Source organism: Pseudomonas sp. Choline-02u-1 (assembly GCF_002836515.1).
GTDB lineage: Bacteria > Pseudomonadota > Gammaproteobacteria > Pseudomonadales > Pseudomonadaceae > Aquipseudomonas.
Map to the genome: position 1 here is coordinate 147,879 of NZ_PJBC01000001.1, position 19,466 is coordinate 167,344.

General features: G+C 59.1%; 18 protein-coding genes. 12 read left to right on the forward strand and 6 right to left on the reverse strand.

The genetic code is table 11. The annotated features are described in order from the left end of the window. Positions 1 to 78: 78 nt before the first annotated feature. Positions 79 to 1,359 carry an HAAAP family serine/threonine permease gene (locus CXF97_RS00735; protein WP_101155231.1) on the reverse strand — a complete coding sequence of 427 codons (1,281 nt, stop codon included), beginning with the start codon at positions 1,357 to 1,359 and terminating at the stop codon, positions 79 to 81. Between the two features lie 341 nt (positions 1,360 to 1,700). On the opposite strand from CXF97_RS00735, the gene CXF97_RS00740 reads away from it, so the two are divergent. From CXF97_RS00740 to CXF97_RS00765, 6 genes are all read left to right on the forward strand, one after another. Then, positions 1,701 to 2,084, forward strand: coding sequence for a tautomerase family protein (locus CXF97_RS00740; RefSeq protein ID WP_101155233.1), 384 nt, complete (start codon positions 1,701 to 1,703; stop codon positions 2,082 to 2,084). A 228-nt stretch (positions 2,085 to 2,312) separates the two neighbouring features. Continuing rightward, positions 2,313 to 2,795 (forward strand): DUF4822 domain-containing protein, encoded by a 483-nt coding sequence (locus CXF97_RS00745; protein WP_101155235.1) that lies wholly within the window; start codon positions 2,313 to 2,315, stop codon positions 2,793 to 2,795. A 15-nt stretch (positions 2,796 to 2,810) separates the two neighbouring features. Then, complete coding sequence (locus CXF97_RS00750; RefSeq protein ID WP_101155237.1) at positions 2,811 to 3,233, forward strand: hypothetical protein; 423 nt, start codon at positions 2,811 to 2,813, stop codon at positions 3,231 to 3,233. Positions 3,234 to 3,400: 167 nt separating this feature from the next. Continuing rightward, positions 3,401 to 4,369: a 2-hydroxyacid dehydrogenase gene (locus tag CXF97_RS00755; protein WP_101155239.1), complete on the forward strand. Its 969-nt coding sequence runs from the start codon at positions 3,401 to 3,403 to the stop codon at positions 4,367 to 4,369. A gap of 163 nt (positions 4,370 to 4,532) precedes the next feature. Next, the gene (locus CXF97_RS00760; RefSeq protein WP_101155241.1) at positions 4,533 to 5,600 is read left to right on the forward strand and encodes a phosphotransferase family protein; all 1,068 of its coding nucleotides are present in this window, start codon (positions 4,533 to 4,535) and stop codon (positions 5,598 to 5,600) included. Between the two features lie 36 nt (positions 5,601 to 5,636). After that, complete coding sequence (locus tag CXF97_RS00765; protein ID WP_024013283.1) at positions 5,637 to 6,404, forward strand: SDR family oxidoreductase; 768 nt, start codon at positions 5,637 to 5,639, stop codon at positions 6,402 to 6,404. Positions 6,405 to 7,194: 790 nt separating this feature from the next. Here CXF97_RS00765 and CXF97_RS00775 read toward each other — a convergent pair. From CXF97_RS00775 to CXF97_RS00790, 4 genes are all read right to left on the reverse strand, one after another. Next, positions 7,195 to 7,452 carry a DUF1652 domain-containing protein gene (locus tag CXF97_RS00775; protein WP_101155245.1) on the reverse strand — a complete coding sequence of 86 codons (258 nt, stop codon included), beginning with the start codon at positions 7,450 to 7,452 and terminating at the stop codon, positions 7,195 to 7,197. 138 nt (positions 7,453 to 7,590) lie between these two features. Next, positions 7,591 to 9,087, reverse strand: a complete 1,497-nt coding sequence (locus tag CXF97_RS00780; RefSeq protein WP_101155247.1) for a helix-turn-helix transcriptional regulator — start codon at positions 9,085 to 9,087, stop codon at positions 7,591 to 7,593. 105 nt (positions 9,088 to 9,192) lie between these two features. Beyond that, positions 9,193 to 10,335, reverse strand: a complete 1,143-nt coding sequence (locus CXF97_RS00785) for an HlyD family secretion protein (protein ID WP_101155248.1) — start codon at positions 10,333 to 10,335, stop codon at positions 9,193 to 9,195. After that, positions 10,332 to 11,987, reverse strand: a complete 1,656-nt coding sequence (locus CXF97_RS00790; protein ID WP_101155250.1) for an MFS transporter — start codon at positions 11,985 to 11,987, stop codon at positions 10,332 to 10,334. The genes CXF97_RS00785 and CXF97_RS00790 overlap by 4 nt, the downstream gene beginning before the upstream one ends. Before the next feature lie 371 nt (positions 11,988 to 12,358). On the opposite strand from CXF97_RS00790, the gene CXF97_RS00795 reads away from it, so the two are divergent. The 6 genes from CXF97_RS00795 (at position 12,359) to CXF97_RS00820 (ending at position 18,612) form a co-directional block, all read left to right on the forward strand. Then, positions 12,359 to 13,654 (forward strand): OprD family porin, encoded by a 1,296-nt coding sequence (locus CXF97_RS00795; RefSeq protein WP_101155252.1) that lies wholly within the window; start codon positions 12,359 to 12,361, stop codon positions 13,652 to 13,654. 277 nt (positions 13,655 to 13,931) lie between these two features. Beyond that, positions 13,932 to 14,756 (forward strand): NAD(P)-dependent oxidoreductase, encoded by an 825-nt coding sequence (locus CXF97_RS00800; RefSeq protein WP_101155254.1) that lies wholly within the window; start codon positions 13,932 to 13,934, stop codon positions 14,754 to 14,756. 44 nt (positions 14,757 to 14,800) lie between these two features. Next, positions 14,801 to 15,694, forward strand: coding sequence for an SMP-30/gluconolactonase/LRE family protein (locus CXF97_RS00805; RefSeq protein WP_101155256.1), 894 nt, complete (start codon positions 14,801 to 14,803; stop codon positions 15,692 to 15,694). A gap of 60 nt (positions 15,695 to 15,754) precedes the next feature. Continuing rightward, positions 15,755 to 16,729 (forward strand): TRAP transporter substrate-binding protein, encoded by a 975-nt coding sequence (locus CXF97_RS00810; protein ID WP_101155258.1) that lies wholly within the window; start codon positions 15,755 to 15,757, stop codon positions 16,727 to 16,729. Between the two features lie 75 nt (positions 16,730 to 16,804). Next, entirely contained in the window at positions 16,805 to 17,332 is a 528-nt protein-coding gene (locus CXF97_RS00815; RefSeq protein WP_101155260.1) for a TRAP transporter small permease, read from the forward strand. Beyond that, complete coding sequence (locus CXF97_RS00820) at positions 17,332 to 18,612, forward strand: TRAP transporter large permease (protein ID WP_101155262.1); 1,281 nt, start codon at positions 17,332 to 17,334, stop codon at positions 18,610 to 18,612. Before CXF97_RS00815 ends, CXF97_RS00820 begins: the two co-directional genes overlap by 1 nt. A 51-nt stretch (positions 18,613 to 18,663) precedes the next feature. Here CXF97_RS00820 and CXF97_RS00825 read toward each other — a convergent pair whose 3' ends face one another. Then, complete coding sequence (locus CXF97_RS00825) at positions 18,664 to 19,464, reverse strand: sulfite exporter TauE/SafE family protein (RefSeq protein ID WP_101155264.1); 801 nt, start codon at positions 19,462 to 19,464, stop codon at positions 18,664 to 18,666. Positions 19,465 to 19,466: the final 2 nt, after the last annotated feature.

The following is a 19,466-nucleotide window of genomic DNA, read 5'->3' on the forward strand; positions in this document are numbered from 1 at the left end:
CCTGTGACGCTCCGCGTCACGCCTGGGAACGCAGAGCGTCCCGGGCTTCATTCCCACGCGGAGCGTGGGAACGATCACTCACACGGCCAGTTTGTAAACCAGCGCTGAAATCGCCACCAGACCAACAGCCGTGACAAACACATTCGACGCCTGCCCGCGATAGCGCGCCATCGCTGGTACCTTGCGAATTGCGTACATCGGCATCAGGAACAGTATCGCTGCGATCACCGGCCCCCCGATGGTTTCGATCATGCCCAGAATGCTCGGATTAAGCGTCGCGACAATCCAGCAGATCACCAGCATCAACGCTGCCACGATGCGATCAAGCGCTTTGGCCCCCGGGCGTTTGCCGCTTTTGACGATCAACCCTTTGAGACCTTCGCTGGCACCGATGTAGTGACCGAGGAACGACTTGGAGATCGCCACAAAAGCAATCAGCGGCGCCGCAAAAGCGATGGTCGGATTACTGAAATGGTTGGCCAGGTAAGACAGGATCGACAGGTTCTGCGCCTTGGCCTCAGCCAGTTGTGCCGGCGACAGTGTCAGCACGCAACTGAACACGAAGAACATCACCATCAGCACCATCAGTGCATGCGCGCGCGCGAGAATCTGCGAGCTGCGTTCTTCAGCGTGTTCGCCATAACGGCGTTTCTGATCAACCGCGAACGCCGAAATGATCGGCGAGTGATTGAACGAGAACACCATCACCGTAATTGCCAGCCAAAGCGTGTGCAGCAGCGCGGACGGCGCCGGCACTTGCGAGGCGGTGGTGAGGATGCCGCCGTTCCAGTGCGGAATCAGGTACACGGCGAGAAACAGCAGCGCAACGATGAACGGATAGACCATCAGGCTCATGGCCTTGACGATCGCCTGTTCACCGCAGCGCACCACGGCCAGCAGGCCGAGAATCAACACGAACGACAGCAGCACGCGCGGCGGCGGCGTGATGTGCAGTTGGTGTTCGAGGAAACTGGCGACCGTGTTGGTCAGGCCGACGCTGTAGATCAACAGGATCGGGAAGATAGCGAAGAAGTAGAGCAACGTGATCAACGCGCCGGCCTTGATGCCGAAATGCTGCTCGACCACCTCGGTGATATCGGCGCCTTCGCGGCCGGACAGCACAAAACGGGTCAGGCCACGGTGTGCGTAGAACGTCATCGGGAACGCCAGCAGCGCGAGGATCACCAGCGGCCAGAAGCCCCCCAGCCCTGCGTTGATCGGCAAAAACAGGGTGCCGGCGCCAATTGCCGTCCCAAACAGTCCCAGCATCCAGGTGGTGTCCTGGCGATTCCAGCTCGAAAGTTCAGCAGGTGCTGCTGCGTCGAAGCGCTTTTCGAGGCTATTGGCCTGATCATTCATCCGGTCGGATCTCCGCATTCCGGTCACTTGCCACTCGGTCAGGACGCGTCGGAAAAAACCGACAGACATGCTCCGGCCGAAACAGGGGCGCGATTCTCCGTGATAAATCAACACAAGCAAAGACTTAGCTGAGGAATGGTTGTGCGGAGCAGATTGATGGGTAGTCGTTTTCAGCAATGTTTTTGCCGTTTTCAGCCACGTTAAATGTCGTTTTCCGACTCCGCTTACAAATTCCACGTAGTCCGCTTCATACACGGAATCCGACATATTCCGGACCAACCACCTACCAGAATCCCGCCGTTGATCTAGCGTGATAGAAGCCACAACCCAAGGAGGCTGTCATGCCACTGGTTCGTATTGATATCCAGCGAAACCCCGACCCCATTTTCGCCAGACGCATCGGCGAACAGATCTACGCCGCCCTGCGCACCTGTATTGATGTGCCGGAGCACGACAATTTTCAGATTCTCAACGAGCACGACAGCCAGCACTTCGTGTATGACCCTCACTACCTCGGCATCCCGCGCACCGACGGCGTGGTGTTCATCCAGATCACCATCAGCGAAGGCCGCAGCGTGGAGAAGAAACAATTGCTGTTCAAAACCATTGCTGAAAGTCTGCATGCGCAATTGGGCATCCGACTGGAGGATGTGTTCATCAATTTGCTGGAGGTAAAGAAAGAGAACTGGTCGTTCGGCAATGGCGTCGCGCAATACGTCACATAAAATTTTGAACCAACTTGAAACATTACCAGCAATAACTTTCAGACTAATCCTACAAATTAGAACGCGATTAATTTAGAGACAAATTAATACAAAAAACACAGATCACTTAGTTTGTTACAAGCAGCTACCTCACTCTTGAGCTACTTTCAAATCTCTGCCTATATTTCCTGCGCTTGAACCTGAATGACCACACTCTGTATTCACGCGAACTGATAACGAGGATGACTCATGATTAAACACAACAAAATCCGATTACTATTTGCAGCGCTGTTGATACCCATTGCGAGCGCCCAGGCCGACATCCGCGATCTAGGCTCCTCTCCCCGCTGGCTGACCACCAAGGTGTACGTCGAAGGCGCTCCGCAGACTGACGTGAAAGAGAAATACCCTGGCGTCGTTGGAATATCGACTTGGGACCCCGAAACAAACCGCTACGAATTCTTCTATACCGACACTGGCGAATCCAAATACAACAACGGTGGTGGCGGTTATTTCTTCGTGACCGGCGATCAGAAAAAGCATGTTCTGGTACCGGACATCGGCCCAACCAAATCTATTGTCCGACGCCTGGAGACCCTGAATAAAAACGAATTTACCTATTCTCGCGAAGTGCCTCGCGACATGATTGAAAGCAATCCACCTGTACGCATTCATGTAGTTCACGCGCCCTATACCGGAAGCGTAAAAACAAACTCAGCCCTGCCGAAGTAACTACTGGAATTCAATATGAGAAAGACATTCAAGTCACTGCTGTTATCCACGGTACTGATGGCCGCTAGCCTAGTCGCTGTCAGCAGTGCGCAAGCCACCACGGCCCCGATCAAAGAAGCCGCCACTCATAACACCATGATGCTCACGGTGTTTCTCAAACATGATCAGTCGCGCCCGCTCGGCGAACTCAAGGCACAACTTGCCCAGCAAGGCTTTTATAAAACCTTCCCGCCAGCCGGCGTCGAAGTGGTGAGTTGGAACATCATGATGGGCATCGGGCAGGTCGTTACCGTGCGCTTCCCGGCCTCTCGACTCGCAGAAGTGAACCTGGCGCTGGAAAATACCGCGTGGGGGACCTACCGCACCGAGTTCTACCCCACCTATGATTTCAAACCGATCGCCCTGGCCGAACAGAGCAAAGCGCAAGCTGCCCAATGAGATCGCCCGCACACCGGATCACCGGTGTGCGGGTTCTTGCTTCTTGCTTGAAGCCGTCCAGAATCAGAGCATCACCGCACGAATGCAACGATTGCCAAGCCGCTGCGGATTCAGCACTCTGAGCCGACGTTCGCGACCTACCCGCCGCCAATCACAGGAGCCGCGCAATGCCCGCAACCGTTCTGGTACTGGTTGAAACGATCAATGACTATCTGCCGATTCTCGAACATCAGGGGTTCCATCTGATCCTTGCACCCACGCCCGCCGAGCGGGCGCAGGCCATCTTCACCCATGGCAGTCGCATCGACGCTGTGCTCACTCGTGGTCCGCTGGGCCTGACTGCCGACGAGATCAGCGCCCTGTCCGCCTTGAAAATCATTACGGTAATCGGCGCAGGCTATGAACAGGTCGATCTACAAGCCGCCAGCGACCGTGGCATCACTGTCACCAACGGCGCCGGGGTCAACGCCTCGTCGGTGGCCGATCATGCGATGGCGCTGCTGCTCGCGCTGGTTCGCGATATCCCGCGCTGCGATGCAGCTGTACGCCGCGGTGAATGGCCGAAAATCATGCGCCCATCGTTGGCGGGCAAACGTCTCGGAATACTCGGGCTGGGCGCAGTGGGCATGGCGGTCGCCAAGCGCGCTGAACTGGGCTTCGACATGCAGATCAGCTACCACAACCGCCAAGTGCGCAGCGACGTCCCTTATTCTTTCTGCTCGACACCGACCGATCTGGCTCGAGCTTCGGATTTTCTGGTGGTCGCCACGCCCGGTGGCATTACAACGCAGCATCTGGTGACGCGAGCAGTGCTCGATGCGCTCGGGCCAAATGGATTCATCGTCAATATCGCAAGAGCCAGTGTGATCGCTACGACAGACCTGATTACCGCACTTGAACAACGGCGTATCGCCGGCGCCGCCCTGGATGTGTTCGATCACGAGCCGGAAGTGCCCGATGCCCTGAAAAGTCTCAGCAATGTTGTCCTGACGCCACATGTCGCGGGACTCTCCCCTGAGGCTACACAAGGCACGGTGGAACTGGTTGGCAAGAACCTGATGGCGTTTTTCTCCGGGCAACCGGTGCTGACGCCCGTCGCTTTGCCGCCAAGACTGAGAAACCAGCGCGTGCACTAACCGGCGCGGCCTTCCCAGGTCTGCGCCGATCCTCGCCCATTCCCAGAGTTGATTATCCGGCAACACGCTGACCTATAAGACCGACCCGCACTTGTGAGCACCCGAGCGCGCCATTAGATTAGCCAATGATGTCTGGCCTCCAAAATAAGCAGAAGGGATAAGCATGGCGCTTACTGACCAGTCCACCCGGATCCGCTCTGGCGAAGAACTTGATGCCAGCCTGATCGATCCGTATCTCAAGGCGCACATCCCGGGCCTGACCGGCAGCCCACAGATCAGCCAGTTTCCCGGCGGTGCCTCGAACCTGACTTACCTGCTCGAATACCCGGAACAGGAGTTTGTCCTGCGCCGACCGCCGTTTGGCCACAAGGCCAAATCCGCCCATGACATGGGCCGTGAATTCCGCATCCTCAATCAACTGCGCGACGGCTTCCCGTATTGCCCGAAGGCGTACGTGCACTGCACGGACGAATCGGTGATGGGCGCCGAGTTCTACGTGATGGAACGGGTCAAGGGCATCATCCTGCGCGCCGAACTGCCGCCGGAACTGGGCCTGGACTCAGCGAAGACCGAAGCACTGTGCAAAAGCTTCATCGACCGTTTCGTCGAACTTCACCGCGTTGATTACAATGCCTGCGGCCTCGGCGATCTGGGCAAGCCCGAAGGCTACGTCGCGCGGCAGATCAAAGGCTGGAGCGAGCGCTACGAAAAAGCCCTGACCCCGGATGCGCCGCACTGGGAAGCCGTGAAAGCCTGGCTTGCCGACAAGATGCCGGCCGACCACCCGACATCGAGCATCGTCCACAACGATTACCGCTTCGACAACGTCATCCTCGACCCGGACAACCCGATGCAGATCATCGGCGTGCTCGACTGGGAACTGACCACCCTCGGCGACCCGCTGATGGACCTGGGCAATACCCTCGCCTATTGGATCGAAGCCGGCGACCCGGCGCCGGTGCAATTGATGCGCCGCCAGCCAAGCCATGCACCGGGCATGCTGACGCGCCGCGAATTCGTCGACTACTACGCCGAGCGCTCGGGCATCAGCATCGACAATTTCGATTTCTACTACACCTACGGCCTGTTTCGCCTGGCCGGCATTGTCCAGCAGATTTACTACCGTTTTTACCATGGCCAGACCCAGGACAAACGCTTCGCGCAGTTCATTCACATGAACAAACTGCTGGAGCAGATGAGCCTGCAGGTGATTCAGAAATCCAGCCTCTGATCCGGGCAATAACATGACTTTTTACAAGGGAATCCCATGTCCAAGACTCAGTTGTTCGACCTCGACGGCAAAATCGCTTTCGTCTCTGGCGCCAGCCGTGGCATCGGCGAAGCCATCGCCAAACTGCTGGCCCAGCAAGGCGCCCACGTGATTGTTTCGAGCCGCAAGCTCGAAGGCTGCCAACACGTCGCCGACGCCATCACCGCCGCCGGCGGCAAGGCAACTGCCGTGGCCTGCCACATCGGTGAAATGGAGCAGATCAGCCAGGTCTTCGCCGGGATCAAGGAACAGTTCGGCCGCCTCGACATCCTGGTCAACAACGCCGCGACCAACCCGCAATTCTGCAACGTGCTCGACACCGATCTCGGTGCGTTCCAGAAGACCGTCGATGTGAACATTCGCGGCTACTTCTTCATGTCGGTAGAGGCCGGCAAGCTGATGCGCGAAAACGGTGGTGGCAGCATCATCAACGTCGCGTCGATCAATGGCATCTCGCCGGGGATTTTCCAGGGCATTTATTCGGTGACCAAAGCGGCGGTCATCAACATGACCAAAGTCTTCGCCAAGGAATGCGCGCAATTCGGCATCCGCTGCAACGCCCTGCTCCCCGGCCTGACCGACACCAAATTCGCCTCGGCCCTGGTCAAAAACGATGCGATCCTGAAACAGGCACTGACCCAGATTCCGCTCAAGCGCGTGGCCGATCCGAGCGAAATGGCTGGCGCGGTGCTGTATCTGGCCAGCGATGCGTCGAGTTACACCACGGGTGTGGCACTGAATGTGGATGGCGGGTTCCTGTCCTGATTTCCACGGCAGATTGCTAACCCGTGTGGGAGCGAGCCTGCTTGCGAAAGCGCCGCGTCAGTCAGCTGGTTTCGACTGATACCACGCCTTGGCGAGCAGGCTCGCTCCTACAGGGTCACAGCAGGATTCCAGGCCTCGTGGAATCGAGCAATCGCGATTCTTATTGTGTAATGCAACGGGTAGTGGTGATCTGGCGTGTCACCTGCCCATCCACATACATGTCCCCAACCACCTCAGTATTCTCCAGCACTTCACACCGGCGTTCCGGCGGTGGCGGCGGCGCGGCAGGCGCAGGAGGCGGCGCACTGGCACAACCGGCCAACAGCACAGCAAGAAAAGCCAACGGCAAGACGCGTTTCCCAGGATTATTCATAGGACGATCCGCGGTAATGAGAGACAAACTCCCGCAACCCAACCGGCCGCGGAAGACCTGACCACTCATTCTTTATAGCTGAGCGCCTTGTTAGCGCCAGTGGATGGAGGTGATTGGGGGATTGGCTGTCGGTTTTGCGGGGATTTTTCAGCAGAAGGCTGGATTGAGATCATCGTTGCCGGCAAGGGACTCATCGCGAGCAAGCCCGCTCCCACAGAAAAGCAAAAGCAAAGCTCATCCGCGCTTCACCACTCAAAACAATGAGCGTGAGCTCGAGTACCGCTTTTGATCTTGATCTCAGAGCCCGTCGGCAGGCTGAGTGGAGAGATTGATCCCGGAGCGAAAGAACCCCGAGCCTCAGCGAGCGAGCCGACGTCAGAGCATGGCCGGCCCAAAGGCCGCCAAGACCAAAGCGCGCTAAGCCAGATCCGGATCCCGCGAGGAGCGCAAAGAATTGCTCTCAAGCTCATACCGCAACTCACCCACCAGCGCTTCAAGCGCCTGCGGCGTACGCAGCGAAGCCAGATCCAGGCCACTGATCACCAGATCCACCTGCCCGGAATCCGGGTGATACAACTTGACCGTCAGCGAATGGTCACCATCGACCGAACACTCACAAGCGAGCGGCGCAAAACTGTGCTCGAGCCGAGCGCGCAACTGCGCAAGATTCATCATTGACGTTGTTCCTATGGCTGCTTCAAGGGGGCGCGATCGCAAGCCCGAAATGGCTTACACCGCACCCCACCAGCCTAAGAACACAGCGCCTGCGCCAATACATGAATTTGCACCTATGCAATTAGTGCATTTGCACCCTTAGCGCTGCCCCTTGGTGCTCCACTCTCCGGAAAACAAGCCCCGCTCACGAGCCCAGACAATCGCCTCGCTGCGGCTGTGCACGTCGAGCTTCGAATACACCGTGGCCACGTGATTGCGCACGGTATTGGGCGCCAGTTTCAACCGCGCGGCGATCTCCTTGTCCGCCAGCCCTTCACAGATCAAACCCAGCACATCGCGCTCGCGCGCCGTCAGATCAGTGAACGAAGCGCTGGGCAGCTGCGGCGAATTGATTTTCTTCACGTTGGCCAGTTTTTCGATCAGCGTGCGGCTGAACCACGAAGCATCCTTCATCACCTCTTCAATTGCCGCTACCAATTCAAGCTCTGTGCGCTTGCGCTCGGTCATGTCCATCAACACCAGCAGATAGCAGGACGTGTCATGGATGTTAACCGTGTCAGCGGACACCGCGCATTCCAGCAACTCCTCGTCCTTCTTGCGCACCGGCACGTCGACGCGATCCACCCGACCGTTCTTCGCCAGGGCCGACAACAGCCGCGTGCGGGCGCCGTCATCGTGAATAAAGCTCAACTGCGTGACAGTCTTGCCGAGCACCTCGTCGCTGTCGTAAGCGAGGGTATCGAGGAACGCCTGGTTGACGTCGATGACCTCCTGCTTGTCAGCCGTACAGATCAGAATCGGCACCGGCGTCAGGCGAAACGCCTTGGCAAACCGCTCCTCACTCTGACGCAAGGCCAGTTCGACACGGCGCCGTGGCTCCATATCGACGAAAGAGAACAACATGCAATTCTCGTCATTGAGCAGCAACGGTTGCCCGGCGACGATCACCTGTTTGCTGCCCCCGTCCGGAAGGCTCAATTGCGCCTGCATCTGCGGGATGGTCGCGACATCGCGCAAGCGCTGAATCGCCAGATCGCGCTGATCAGCCTGTTCGAAGATGTCGATTTCATAGGCTGAGGTGCCAATCACCTGATCGCGCGTATAGCCGGTCATTTCCAGAAAGCCCGGATTGACCTTGATGTAACGCAGATCGCTGAGCCGGCAGATCACCGCTGGCGCAGGGTTGGCGTTGAAGGTTTTTTCGAAACGCAGTTCGGCGTTGGCCCAGTCGGTGACGTCACTCATGATCAGCACCAGCGACTCGGGCTGCCCCACGCGGTCGGTCAGTACCATGCTGCGCACACTATGTACCCAGACATGCTCCGGATCGGCCACGGACGAGACTTCGATCAACACATCATTGAACACCTCGCAGCGCGCCACGCGGCTGATCGGGTAGTTCTCGGGCGGCAAGACATGATTGTTGCGATAGCGCAGCGTGAAGCGCTTTGCGTACTCGTCGGCGTTGGTGCCCAGATCACCGATGGTGCTGACGCCATGCATGGTCAACGCCGCTTCGTTGGCCCAAAGGATGCTTTGGTCGAGCTCCAGCAGAATCACCCCGTCCGACAGCCCGGCGATGATCTGCTGCAACTGGCGACGGTTGGTTTCGGTAGTCAGGACTTCCTGGCTCATTGGATCTCCACACTGTGATGCGGCTAGGTGATGAGTACGACCGCAGCGGCTCGGGATCGTGCGGCGCCCCTGAAATCGCCGAAAACCCTATATCGGGTGTAGAGCTCAGTGGGGTTGGGTATCGCCTGCGGCAGTGTCAATGCTGACGACCACCGACATCCCCGGACGCAGACGTTCCTCCTCGTCCTGATCCGGGTCGATGGTGATGCGTACCGGCACGCGCTGAGCGATCTTGACGAAATTGCCAGTGGCATTGTCGGCCTGAAGCAAGGCGAATTCCGAACCGGTGCCCGGCGAAATATGCTGCACATGCCCGGTGAATCTGCGGTGGTTCAAGGCGTCGACGGTGAAGCGCACCGGCTGCCCGACACGCACGTTGGCCATCTGCGTTTCCTTCATGTTGGCGATCACCCATTTCTGATCCGGCACCAATGCCATCAACTGCGCGCCGGAGTTGACGTAGGCGCCGAGGCGCACGCCGATCTGCCCGAGCTGGCCGTCGCGCGGGGCGACGATGCGCGTGTTCGACAGGTAGATCCGCGCCAGTTGCACCGCCGCTTCCGCGCTGGCCACGGCGGCCTCCAGCGAGCCGCGATTGACGATCACCGTTTGCAGATCCTGGCGGGCAATTTCCAGATTGGCCTTGGCCTGCGCCACCGCCGCCGTGCTCTGCGCATTGGCAGCGAGGGTCACGTCGAACTCGCGTCTGGACACCGAACCGTCGCGCACCAGTTCCTGATTACGCCGCAGATCGGCCTCGCTCTTGCGCAACTGCGCCTGGCTGTCGGCCAATACCGCCTGGCGCAATTTGATCGTTGCCTCGGCGCTGTTGCGCTGCTGCACGACGTTGGCCAACCCGGCCTTTTGCACCGCCAGTTGCGCCAGGGACTGGTCGAGGCGTTGCTGATAAATGCGGTCGTCCAGACGCACCAGCAGATCCCCGGCCTTGACGTACTGGAAGTCCTGCACCGGCACCTCGAATACATAACCGCTGAGCTGTGGGCCAATAATCGTCACCTGCCCGCGAATCAAGGCGTTTTCAGTGGTTTCCACAGCGCTGCTGAACGGCGGCAATTGCCAGGCATACAACACGATCAGCACGCCAACGATAGCGATCGCGGCAAAGCCCAGCGAAGAAATGATCCGCACCCGTAGCGAACGTGGTGCGGTGTTGGCTGATGCAGGCGGCGCCTCCCCTTCAGGTGTGGCGGCGATGGCGTTGGTGGTTGTGGTGGTCGGTTCGGTCATGAAGAAGTGGCACCGCTGGGTGGTACGGAAGGTGTCGGCTCAATGGCTTTGGTGGTGCTCACCAGCCACAACGCACGAATCGAAAGCCAGATCATGGTCAGGACGGCAATGACCGCAATCAGCATGAAGACATCGTTATAGGCCAGCACGTTCGCTTCGCGTGTCGCCGCATTGGCGAGGCTGCGAATGCCGGCCAGATTGCGCAGGCTCGGGTCGGCGAGCAACGAACCGAAGGCCGAGCCGCCGCTCTGCACCCGCGCGGCCACCAACGGGTCGGACATCACCAGATGATCGACGATGTGGCTGGAATGGTACTTCTCCCGCACGATCTGAAAAGTGCCGAGCAACGCCGCGCCGAGCAGTCCGCCGAGGTTGTTGCAGATCCCGAACAGTACGGAAAAACTCACCAGGTTGCGCGGATTGGTCAGCACGTTGCGCGTGCCGAAGACCATGGTCGGGCCGAGAAAAAACGTACTGCCGAACGCCAGCAGGAACTGGCTGAAATACATGTTGGCGGGACGGGTCAGGTTGTTGGAAAAGCTGTCCATCACCGAACCGGTGGCCATCAGCGCCAGCGAGATGATCAACGGCATCAACAAGTGTTTCGGGTCGATGGTCAGCGCGCTGGTGGCAAGCCCGGCAATGCTGCCGATCAGCATCACCACGTACAGACTGTGCAACTGCTCATAGCCCATGTTGAGGTTCTGCATGAAGCCAACCGCGCCGGTCGATTGCTCCGAGGTGACCATGCGAATCAGGGTCACCGCCAGCGCCAGGCGGATCATCGTTCCGCTGCCGAGCCAGCGGGTCATCAGCATCGGGTTACTGCGGTTGTGCTCGATGGCCAGCCCCATGATGATCAGCGCGATCGAGCACGCCAGCGCCACGCCGATCCAGTCCGCCTCCAGCCACCAGTCGATCCGCCCCAGCGACAGCACTGCGCACAACAATGCCACCCCGGTGGCGAGGATGGCGAAGGTCAGGAAGTCGAGTTTTTCAAAGGTCTTGAAGCGGTCACCGGGCGGAAGCTTCAGCAGCAAGACACAGCCCAGTGACAGCAGGGCCATGCCCAGTTCGAACAGGTACAAGCCGCGCCATTCGGCGATCTGCAACAGGTCTTCAGAGAACAACCGCGCCAGCGGTAACGCCAATTGCGAAGTACCGAGGCCGAGCACCAACGCTTTGAGCCGCCACTTCGCCGGGAACGCCTGGACCATGTAATACAAACCCAGCGAACTCAACGCCGCACCGACCATGCCGTGGGCAGCACGCACCGCTACCGCAGAATTCAGATCGTTGACGAACAAATGGCCGAAGGTCACCAGCGCGTAGAGCACCAGGAATACCTCGGTGAACGCCCGCAAGCCGAACTGCTGGCGAAACTTCACCAGCAGCAGGTTCATCGACACGTTGGTCATCACGTACGCCGCCGGCAGCCAGGCCATTTCCGCTGTGGTCGCGCCGAGCGAGCCTTGCAGATAAGGCAGGTTGGCTACCACCAGTGAATTCCCCAGCCCACCGGTTACCGCCACCAGCACACCAACCGCCGCGTAGGCCAGGCGCTTGGGCGTGGAGTGCAGCGGCGTCGAAGGAGAACCGGGCAGGCTGGGCTTTTCGTGGGGCTGCCAGTTGCGCGGGGCGTATTTATCCATGGTTCGGCCTGGTGCTGGGGGTGGAGGAAGTTTGCCGCAATTTCACGAGCAACACACACTCCATGGCATTGAAAATACCCCTGCGGGAGCGGGCTTGCTCGCGAAGGCGTCAGGTCATACGACTCGTCTATGGCTGACATACCGCTTTCGCAAGCATGCCCGCTCCCACAGGGTTTCGTACGCGGCTCGCATATCAGCGAGTGCCGGGTCTTGCCGTAAAAGGTCACGTCTGTAAGAGAACGCGCCGATTTGCAGGGTCGTCGTATAACTTCCAGTTGACATTCCCTGTAAATCTGGGAAATATCCGCATCGATGTTGTACGACGACGTATGACAAATAATAAAAACAACAACGATCCAGGGAGCATCACAGTGAGCCCACTCGCCCGCAATTCCGTCCGCCCTTCACGTTTTGCCAGTTTCAAGCCGCGTTCGACCCTCAGCCTGCTCGGCTGCAGCAGCCTCGCCCTGGCCTTGCCGATGAGCGCCGGTGCTGAAGGCTTTCTGGAAGACAGCAAAGCCACGCTGAACCTGCGCAACGCCTACTTCAATCGTAACTTCGTCAACCCGGCCAACCCGCAAGGCAAGGCTGAAGAGTGGACACAGAGCTTCATCCTCGACGCCAAATCCGGCTTCACTCAAGGCACGGTCGGCTTCGGCCTGGACATCCTTGGCATGTACTCGCAGAAGCTCGATGGCGGTAAAGGCACCGGTGGCACGCAGTTGTTGCCGATCCACGATGACGGCCGCCCGGCCGACAACTTCGGTCGACTCGGCGTGGCGCTGAAAGCCAAGGTGTCGAAGACCGAACTGAAAGTCGGCGAATGGATGCCGGTGTTGCCGATCCTGCGCTCCGACGATGGCCGCTCCCTGCCGCAGACCTTCCGCGGCGGCCAGATCACGTCCACCGAAATCAACGGCCTGACCGTTTACGGCGGCCAGTTCCGTGGCAACAGCCCGCGCAACGACGCGAGCATGGAAGACATGTCGATGAACGGCCGCGGTGCATTCACCTCCGATCGCTTCAACTTCGGCGGTGGCGAATACAGCTTCAACGAAAAACGCACCATGGTCGGTGTGTGGTACGCCGAGCTGACTGATATCTATCAGCAGCAGTATTTCAACCTCAGCCACAGCCAGCCGATGGGCGACTGGACTCTTGGCGCCAACCTCGGGTTCTTCACTGGCAAGGAAGACGGCAGCGCCCAGGCCGGCGACCTCGATAACAAGACCGCATTTGCCCTGCTCTCGGCCAAATACGGTGGCAACACTTTCTACGTCGGCCTGCAGAAACTCACCGGCGATGATGCCTGGATGCGTGTTAACGGCACCAGCGGTGGCACCCTGGCCAACGACAGCTACAACGCCAGTTATGACAACGCCAAGGAGCGCTCCTGGCAGTTGCGTCACGACTACAACTTTGCCGCACTCGGGGTGCCTGGCCTGACCCTGATGAACCGCTACATCAGCGGTGATAACGTGCACACCGCCACCACCGATGACGGCAAGGAATGGGGCCGCGAATCGGAACTGGCCTACACAGTGCAGAGTGGGCCGCTGAAAAGCCTCAACGTGAAATGGCGTAATGCGACGATTCGCCGGGACTTCAGCACCAACGAATTTGACGAGAACCGGATCTTCATCAGCTATCCGATTTCGCTGTTGTAACGGGTCCGAAAATCGCGCATCTCCCTGTGGGAGCGGGCTTGCTCGCGAAAAGCGGCGTGTCAGTCATGAATGTGTTCACTGATACGCCGCATTCGCGAGCAAGCCCGCGCCCACAGGAGAATCGCATTGCAGCGCAGTCGACGACGGAAATTGAATCACCCCTTCCGTCATCTACACCAAAAGTCGCGTTGACAAGATCCGGAAACCCTACCGATACTTCAGCGCAGTCATACGACAACCTACAACAAACCTAATAACAATGTGTTCAGGTATTGCCATGACGTCTACTTCTACCCCCCGCGCTCCTTTCAATCGCCTGCTGCTGACCGGTGCCGCCGGAGGCTTGGGCAAAGTCCTGCGCGAACGCCTGCGCCCTTACGCCAACGTGTTGCGCCTGTCCGACATTGCCGCACTCACCCCGGCCGTGGATGAACACGAGGAAGTCGTGCTCTGCGATCTCGCCGACAAGCAAGCCGTGCATCAACTGGTCGAAGGCGTCGATGCGATCCTGCACTTCGGCGGCGTTTCGGTGGAGCGTCCGTTTGAAGAAATTCTGGGCGCCAACATCAGCGGCGTCTTCCACATTTACGAGGCCGCACGCCGCCATGGCGTCAAGCGCGTGATCTTCGCCAGCTCCAACCACGTCATTGGTTTCTACAAGCAGGACGAGAAGCTCGACGCCACGTCTCCACGCCGCCCCGACGGTTACTACGGCTTGTCCAAGTCCTACGGCGAAGACATGGCCAGTTTCTACTTCGACCGCTACGGCATCGAAACTGTCAGCATCCGCATCGGCTCTTCGTTCCCCGAGCCGCAGAACCGCCGGATGATGCACACCTGGCTGAGTTTCGACGACCTCACGCAACTGCTCGAACGCTCGCTGTACACACCGAATGTCGGCCACACCGTGATCTATGGCATGTCAGCCAACAAAGACGTTTGGTGGGACAACCGCTACGCCAACCACCTCGGTTTCGAAGCCAAGGACACCTCCGAGGTGTTCCGCGACAAGGTCGAAGCGCAGCCGATGCCGGCCGACGATGATCCAGCGCGGATCTACCAGGGCGGCGCCTTTGTTGCAGCAGGGCCTTTTGGCGATTGACCGCTCGACTTGATCCCCCTCCAATAAAAACCATGGGAATGAGTATGCAAGCCGAATTGATCGTCGACGCCCGCAATGCGGTCGGTGAAAGCCCGGTCTGGGTGCCGCAGGAAAACGCGCTGTACTGGGTGGATATCCCCAACGGCGGACTGCAACGCTGGAGCGCCGACACCGGGCATGTTGCGTCGTGGAAAGCCCCGCAAATGCTCGCCTGCATCACGCCCCACCGCAGCGGTGGCTGGGTGGCCGGCATGGAAAGCGGCTTCTTTCGCCTGCACCCGCACAGTGATGGCAGCCTCGACAGCGAATTGCTTGCAACCGTCGAGCACAGTCGCCCCGACATGCGCCTCAACGATGGCCGCTGCGACCGTCAGGGGCGTTTCTGGGCCGGCAGCATGGTGCTGAACATGGGCCTCAACGCGCCTGAAGGCCGGCTCTATCGCTACAGCGCTGGCCAGTCCGGCGTGATCGAAGCGCAACTCGACGGCTTCATCGTGCCCAACGGCCTCGGCTTCAGCCCTGACGGCAAAACCATGTACCTGTCGGATTCGCACCCCAACGTGCAACTGATCTGGGCTTTCGATTACGACAGCGAAACCGGCACGCCATCGAATCGCCGAATCTTCGTGGACATGAATCATTTCCCCGGCCGCCCCGATGGCGCCGCCGTGGATGCCGAAGGTTGCTATTGGATCTGCGCCAACGACGCGGGACTGATCCACCGCTTCGCCCCGGACGGGAGCCTGGATTTTTCACTGCAAGTGCCGGTAAAGAAACCGACCATGTGTGCCTTCGGCGGCAGCGACATGAGCACCCTGTTCGTCGCCTCGATTCGTCCCGGCGACGACCATGATCCGCAATCCCTGGCCGGCGGCGTGTTCGCCCTGAAGCCTGGCGTCAAGGGCCTCGCCGAACCGCAATTCAACGATTTGCTTTAGACCCTCTGCTGCACCGCTGCGCCCTGAACACAAAAATAACAAGACTGGAGACTCACCCCCATGAACTTCAAACGCACCTTGCTCGCCGCTGCACTCCCGCTGATGTTCACCTTTGCTGGTGGCGCTCAGGCAGAAATGAAACTCAAATTTGCTGACATTCACCCCGCCGGTTATCCAACCGTAGTGGCCGAAAAATCCATGGGCGATACCCTGACCAAGGAAACCAACGGCGAGCTGACGTTCCAATACTTCCCGGGCGGCGTGCTGGGTTCGGAAAAGGAAGTCATCGAGCAGATGCAGGTCGGTGCTGTCCAGTTGTCGCGCGTCAGCCTGGGGATCGTCGGCCCGGTGGTGCCGGACGTGAACGTGTTCAACATGCCGTTCATTTTCCGCGATCAGCAACACATGCGTAACGTCATCGATGGCCCGGTGGGCGACGAGATCCTCGATAAAATCACCAACTCCGAATTCGGCCTGGTGGCTCTTGCGTGGATGGACGGCGGCACGCGCAACATCTACACCAAAAAACCAGTGCGCAAGCTCGAAGACCTCAAGGGCATGAAAATCCGTGTGCAGGGCAACCCGATGTTCATCGACATGATGAACGCCATGGGCGGTAACGGCATTGCCATGGACACTGGCGAGATCTTCAGCGCCCTGCAGACCGGCGTGATCGACGGCGCGGAAAACAACCCGCCGACCCTGCTCGAACACAACCACTTCCAGAACGCCAAGTTCTACAGCCTGACCGGTCACCTGATCCTGCCAGAGCCGATCGTGATGTCGAAAATCACCTGGGAAAAACTCACCCCGGATCAGCAGACCCTGGTCAAGAAAGCCGCCAAGGCTGCCCAGGCTGAAGAACGCGTGTTGTGGGACAAGAAGTCCGCTGCCAGTGAAGAAAAGCTCAAGGCCGCCGGTGTCGAGTTCATCGAAGTCGACAAGAAACCCTTCTACGACGCCACCGCTCCAGTACGGGAAAAATACGGCGCGAAATACGCCGACCTGATCAAGAAAATCGAAGCCGTTCAGTAACGCCCCCCGCTCGTACTTTTGAAAAAGGCCCGGCGCACCTGATGACTCAGGCGCGCCCGGTTACGGTGGAACCCGATGAAGAATTTGCTGCTGCGTATCAACGACAAGATCTACATGACGTGCATCTGGGTCGCCGGCCTTTCCGTCCTGGCGATTTCCCTGATGATTCCCTGGGGCGTGTTCGCCCGCTACGTGCTCGGCACTGGCTCGAGCTGGCCTGAGCCCACGGCGATTCTGCTGATGATGGTGTTCACCTTCATCGGTGCTGCCGCCAGTTACCGCGCCGGTGCGCACATGGCCGTGGCCATGCTCACCGACCGTATGCCAGCGCAGCTGAAATCCGCAGCGGCGATTTTCTCCCAACTGCTGATGGCGGCAATCTGCATCTTCATGACCATTTGGGGCGCCAAGTTGTGCATGTCCACCTGGAACCAGTTCATGGCCGCCCTGCCCGATCTGCGGGTTGGCGTGACCTACCTGCCGATTCCGCTGGGCGGCTTGCTGACGCTGATTTTCGTCCTGGAAAAACTCCTGCTCGGTGACCAGAGCAAACGTCGGGTCGTGCAGTTCGACCTGGTTGAAGAAAGTGAAGGTGCCGTTTAATGGACGCTCTGATTCTGCTGGGCAGTTTTATCGTGTTGATCCTGGTTGGCATGCCCGTCGCCTACGCGTTGGGCGCCGCCGCGCTGATCGGTGCATGGTGGATCGACATTCCATTCCAGGCGGTGATGATCCAGGTTGCCTCGGGGGTAAACAAATTCTCGCTGCTGGCCATTCCGTTCTTCGTACTGGCCGGTGCGATCATGGCCGAGGGCGGCATGTCCCGCCGTCTGGTGGCGTGTGCCGGGGTGCTGGTCGGTTTCGTGCGCGGTGGCCTGTCACTGGTCAACATTGTCGCGTCAACCTTCTTCGGTGCGATCTCCGGCTCTTCGGTGGCCGACACCGCTTCGGTGGGTTCAGTACTGATCCCGGAAATGGAACGCAAGGGCTACCCACGAGACTTCTCCACCGCCGTGACCGTCAGCGGTTCGGTGCAAGCCCTGCTGACGCCGCCAAGCCATAACTCGGTGCTCTACTCGCTGGCTGCCGGCGGTACGGTGTCGATTGCTTCGCTGTTCATGGCCGGCATTGTCCCGGGCTTGATGATGAGCGCGTGCCTGATGGTGCTGTGCCTGATCTTCGCGAAAAAGCGCAACTACCCCAAGGGCGAAGTGATCCCGATGCGCCAGGCGCTGAAAATCGTCGGTGAAGCGCTGTGGGGCATGATGGCCATGGTGATCATTCTTGGCGGCATCCTCTCGGGGATTTTCACCGCCACTGAATCGGCAGCCATCGCGGTGCTGTGGTCGTTCTTCGTGACCATGTTCATTTATCGCGATTACAAATGGAGCGAGCTGCCCAAGCTGATGCACCGCACCGTGCGGACGATTTCCATCGTGATGATCCTGATCGGTTTCGCTGCCAGCTTCGGCTACGTCATGACCCTGATGCAGATCCCGGCGAAGATCACCACGCTGTTTCTGACCCTGTCGGACAATCGTTACGTGATCCTGATGTGCATCAACGTCATGCTGCTGTTGCTGGGCACGGTGATGGACATGGCGCCGCTGATCCTGATCCTTACACCGATCCTGATGCCGGTGATTCTGGGGATCGGAGTCGACCCGGTGCAGTTCGGCATGATCATGCTGGTCAATCTGGGGATCGGATTGATAACACCGCCGGTGGGAGCCGTGCTGTTCGTCGGTTCGGCGATCGGCAAAGTCAGCATCGAAAGCACCGTAAAAGCACTGCTGCCGTTCTACGCCGTGCTGTTCATGGTGCTGCTGCTCGTCACCTACGTGCCGGCCATTTCGCTGTGGCTGCCGCACCTGGTGTTGTAAACCGCTGAGAAGATCGCAGCCTCGTGCAAGGAGGCTGCGATCTTTTGCTCTTCACGCCCGCAACAACATGTACCCTGCCACCACCAGACAGACACTGGCAAACCCCACCTGCAACGCCCGCGCCGGCACCTGCGCGCACAGCCTGCGGCCGATGATCATGCCGACGATGCTGGCGACAATGAAGGCTGCGCCCTGGTTGTCGATGCGCACGCCCGCCTGAAACGAGCCGATCACGCCGATCGCTGAAATCAGACTGATCACCATCAAGGACGTGGCGACGATACCGCGCATTTGCACATCGGTCAGTTGCTTGAAGGCCGGGACGATCAGGAACCCGCCACCGACGCCGAGCAATCCCGAGACCACACCGGTAATCGCCCCCAGAGCAGCCAGCGTGGCGGTGCATTTGGTGGTCCAGTCGAAGCGTCCGGTCTGCTCGTTGAGCATGCAGTTCTTCTGGCCCCAACTGGCATGGCCGTGATCGCTCGGTCCCGCTTGCTGACGCTCTTTACGCAACATTCGCCAGGCCACCAGGACCATCAGCAGGCTGAACAGGATCATCAGAACCTTCTCCGGCAACTGATGTGCAAAGTAGATCCCCAGCGGCGAAAACACCGCGCCCAATGCTGCGATCAATAACGCCGCACGGTAACGCACCAGACCACGTCGCAAACCGTCAATGGCCCCGATCGCCGCCGCGCTGCCGACCGCAAACAGGGCCACCGGCGCCGCTTGCGTCATCGTCCAGCCCAGCCCGAGCACCAGCGCCGGCACGGCGAGAATCCCGCCACCCGCGCCGGTCAGGCCGAGGACCAACCCCATCACTACGCCAAACAGACTTGCCAGCAACATAG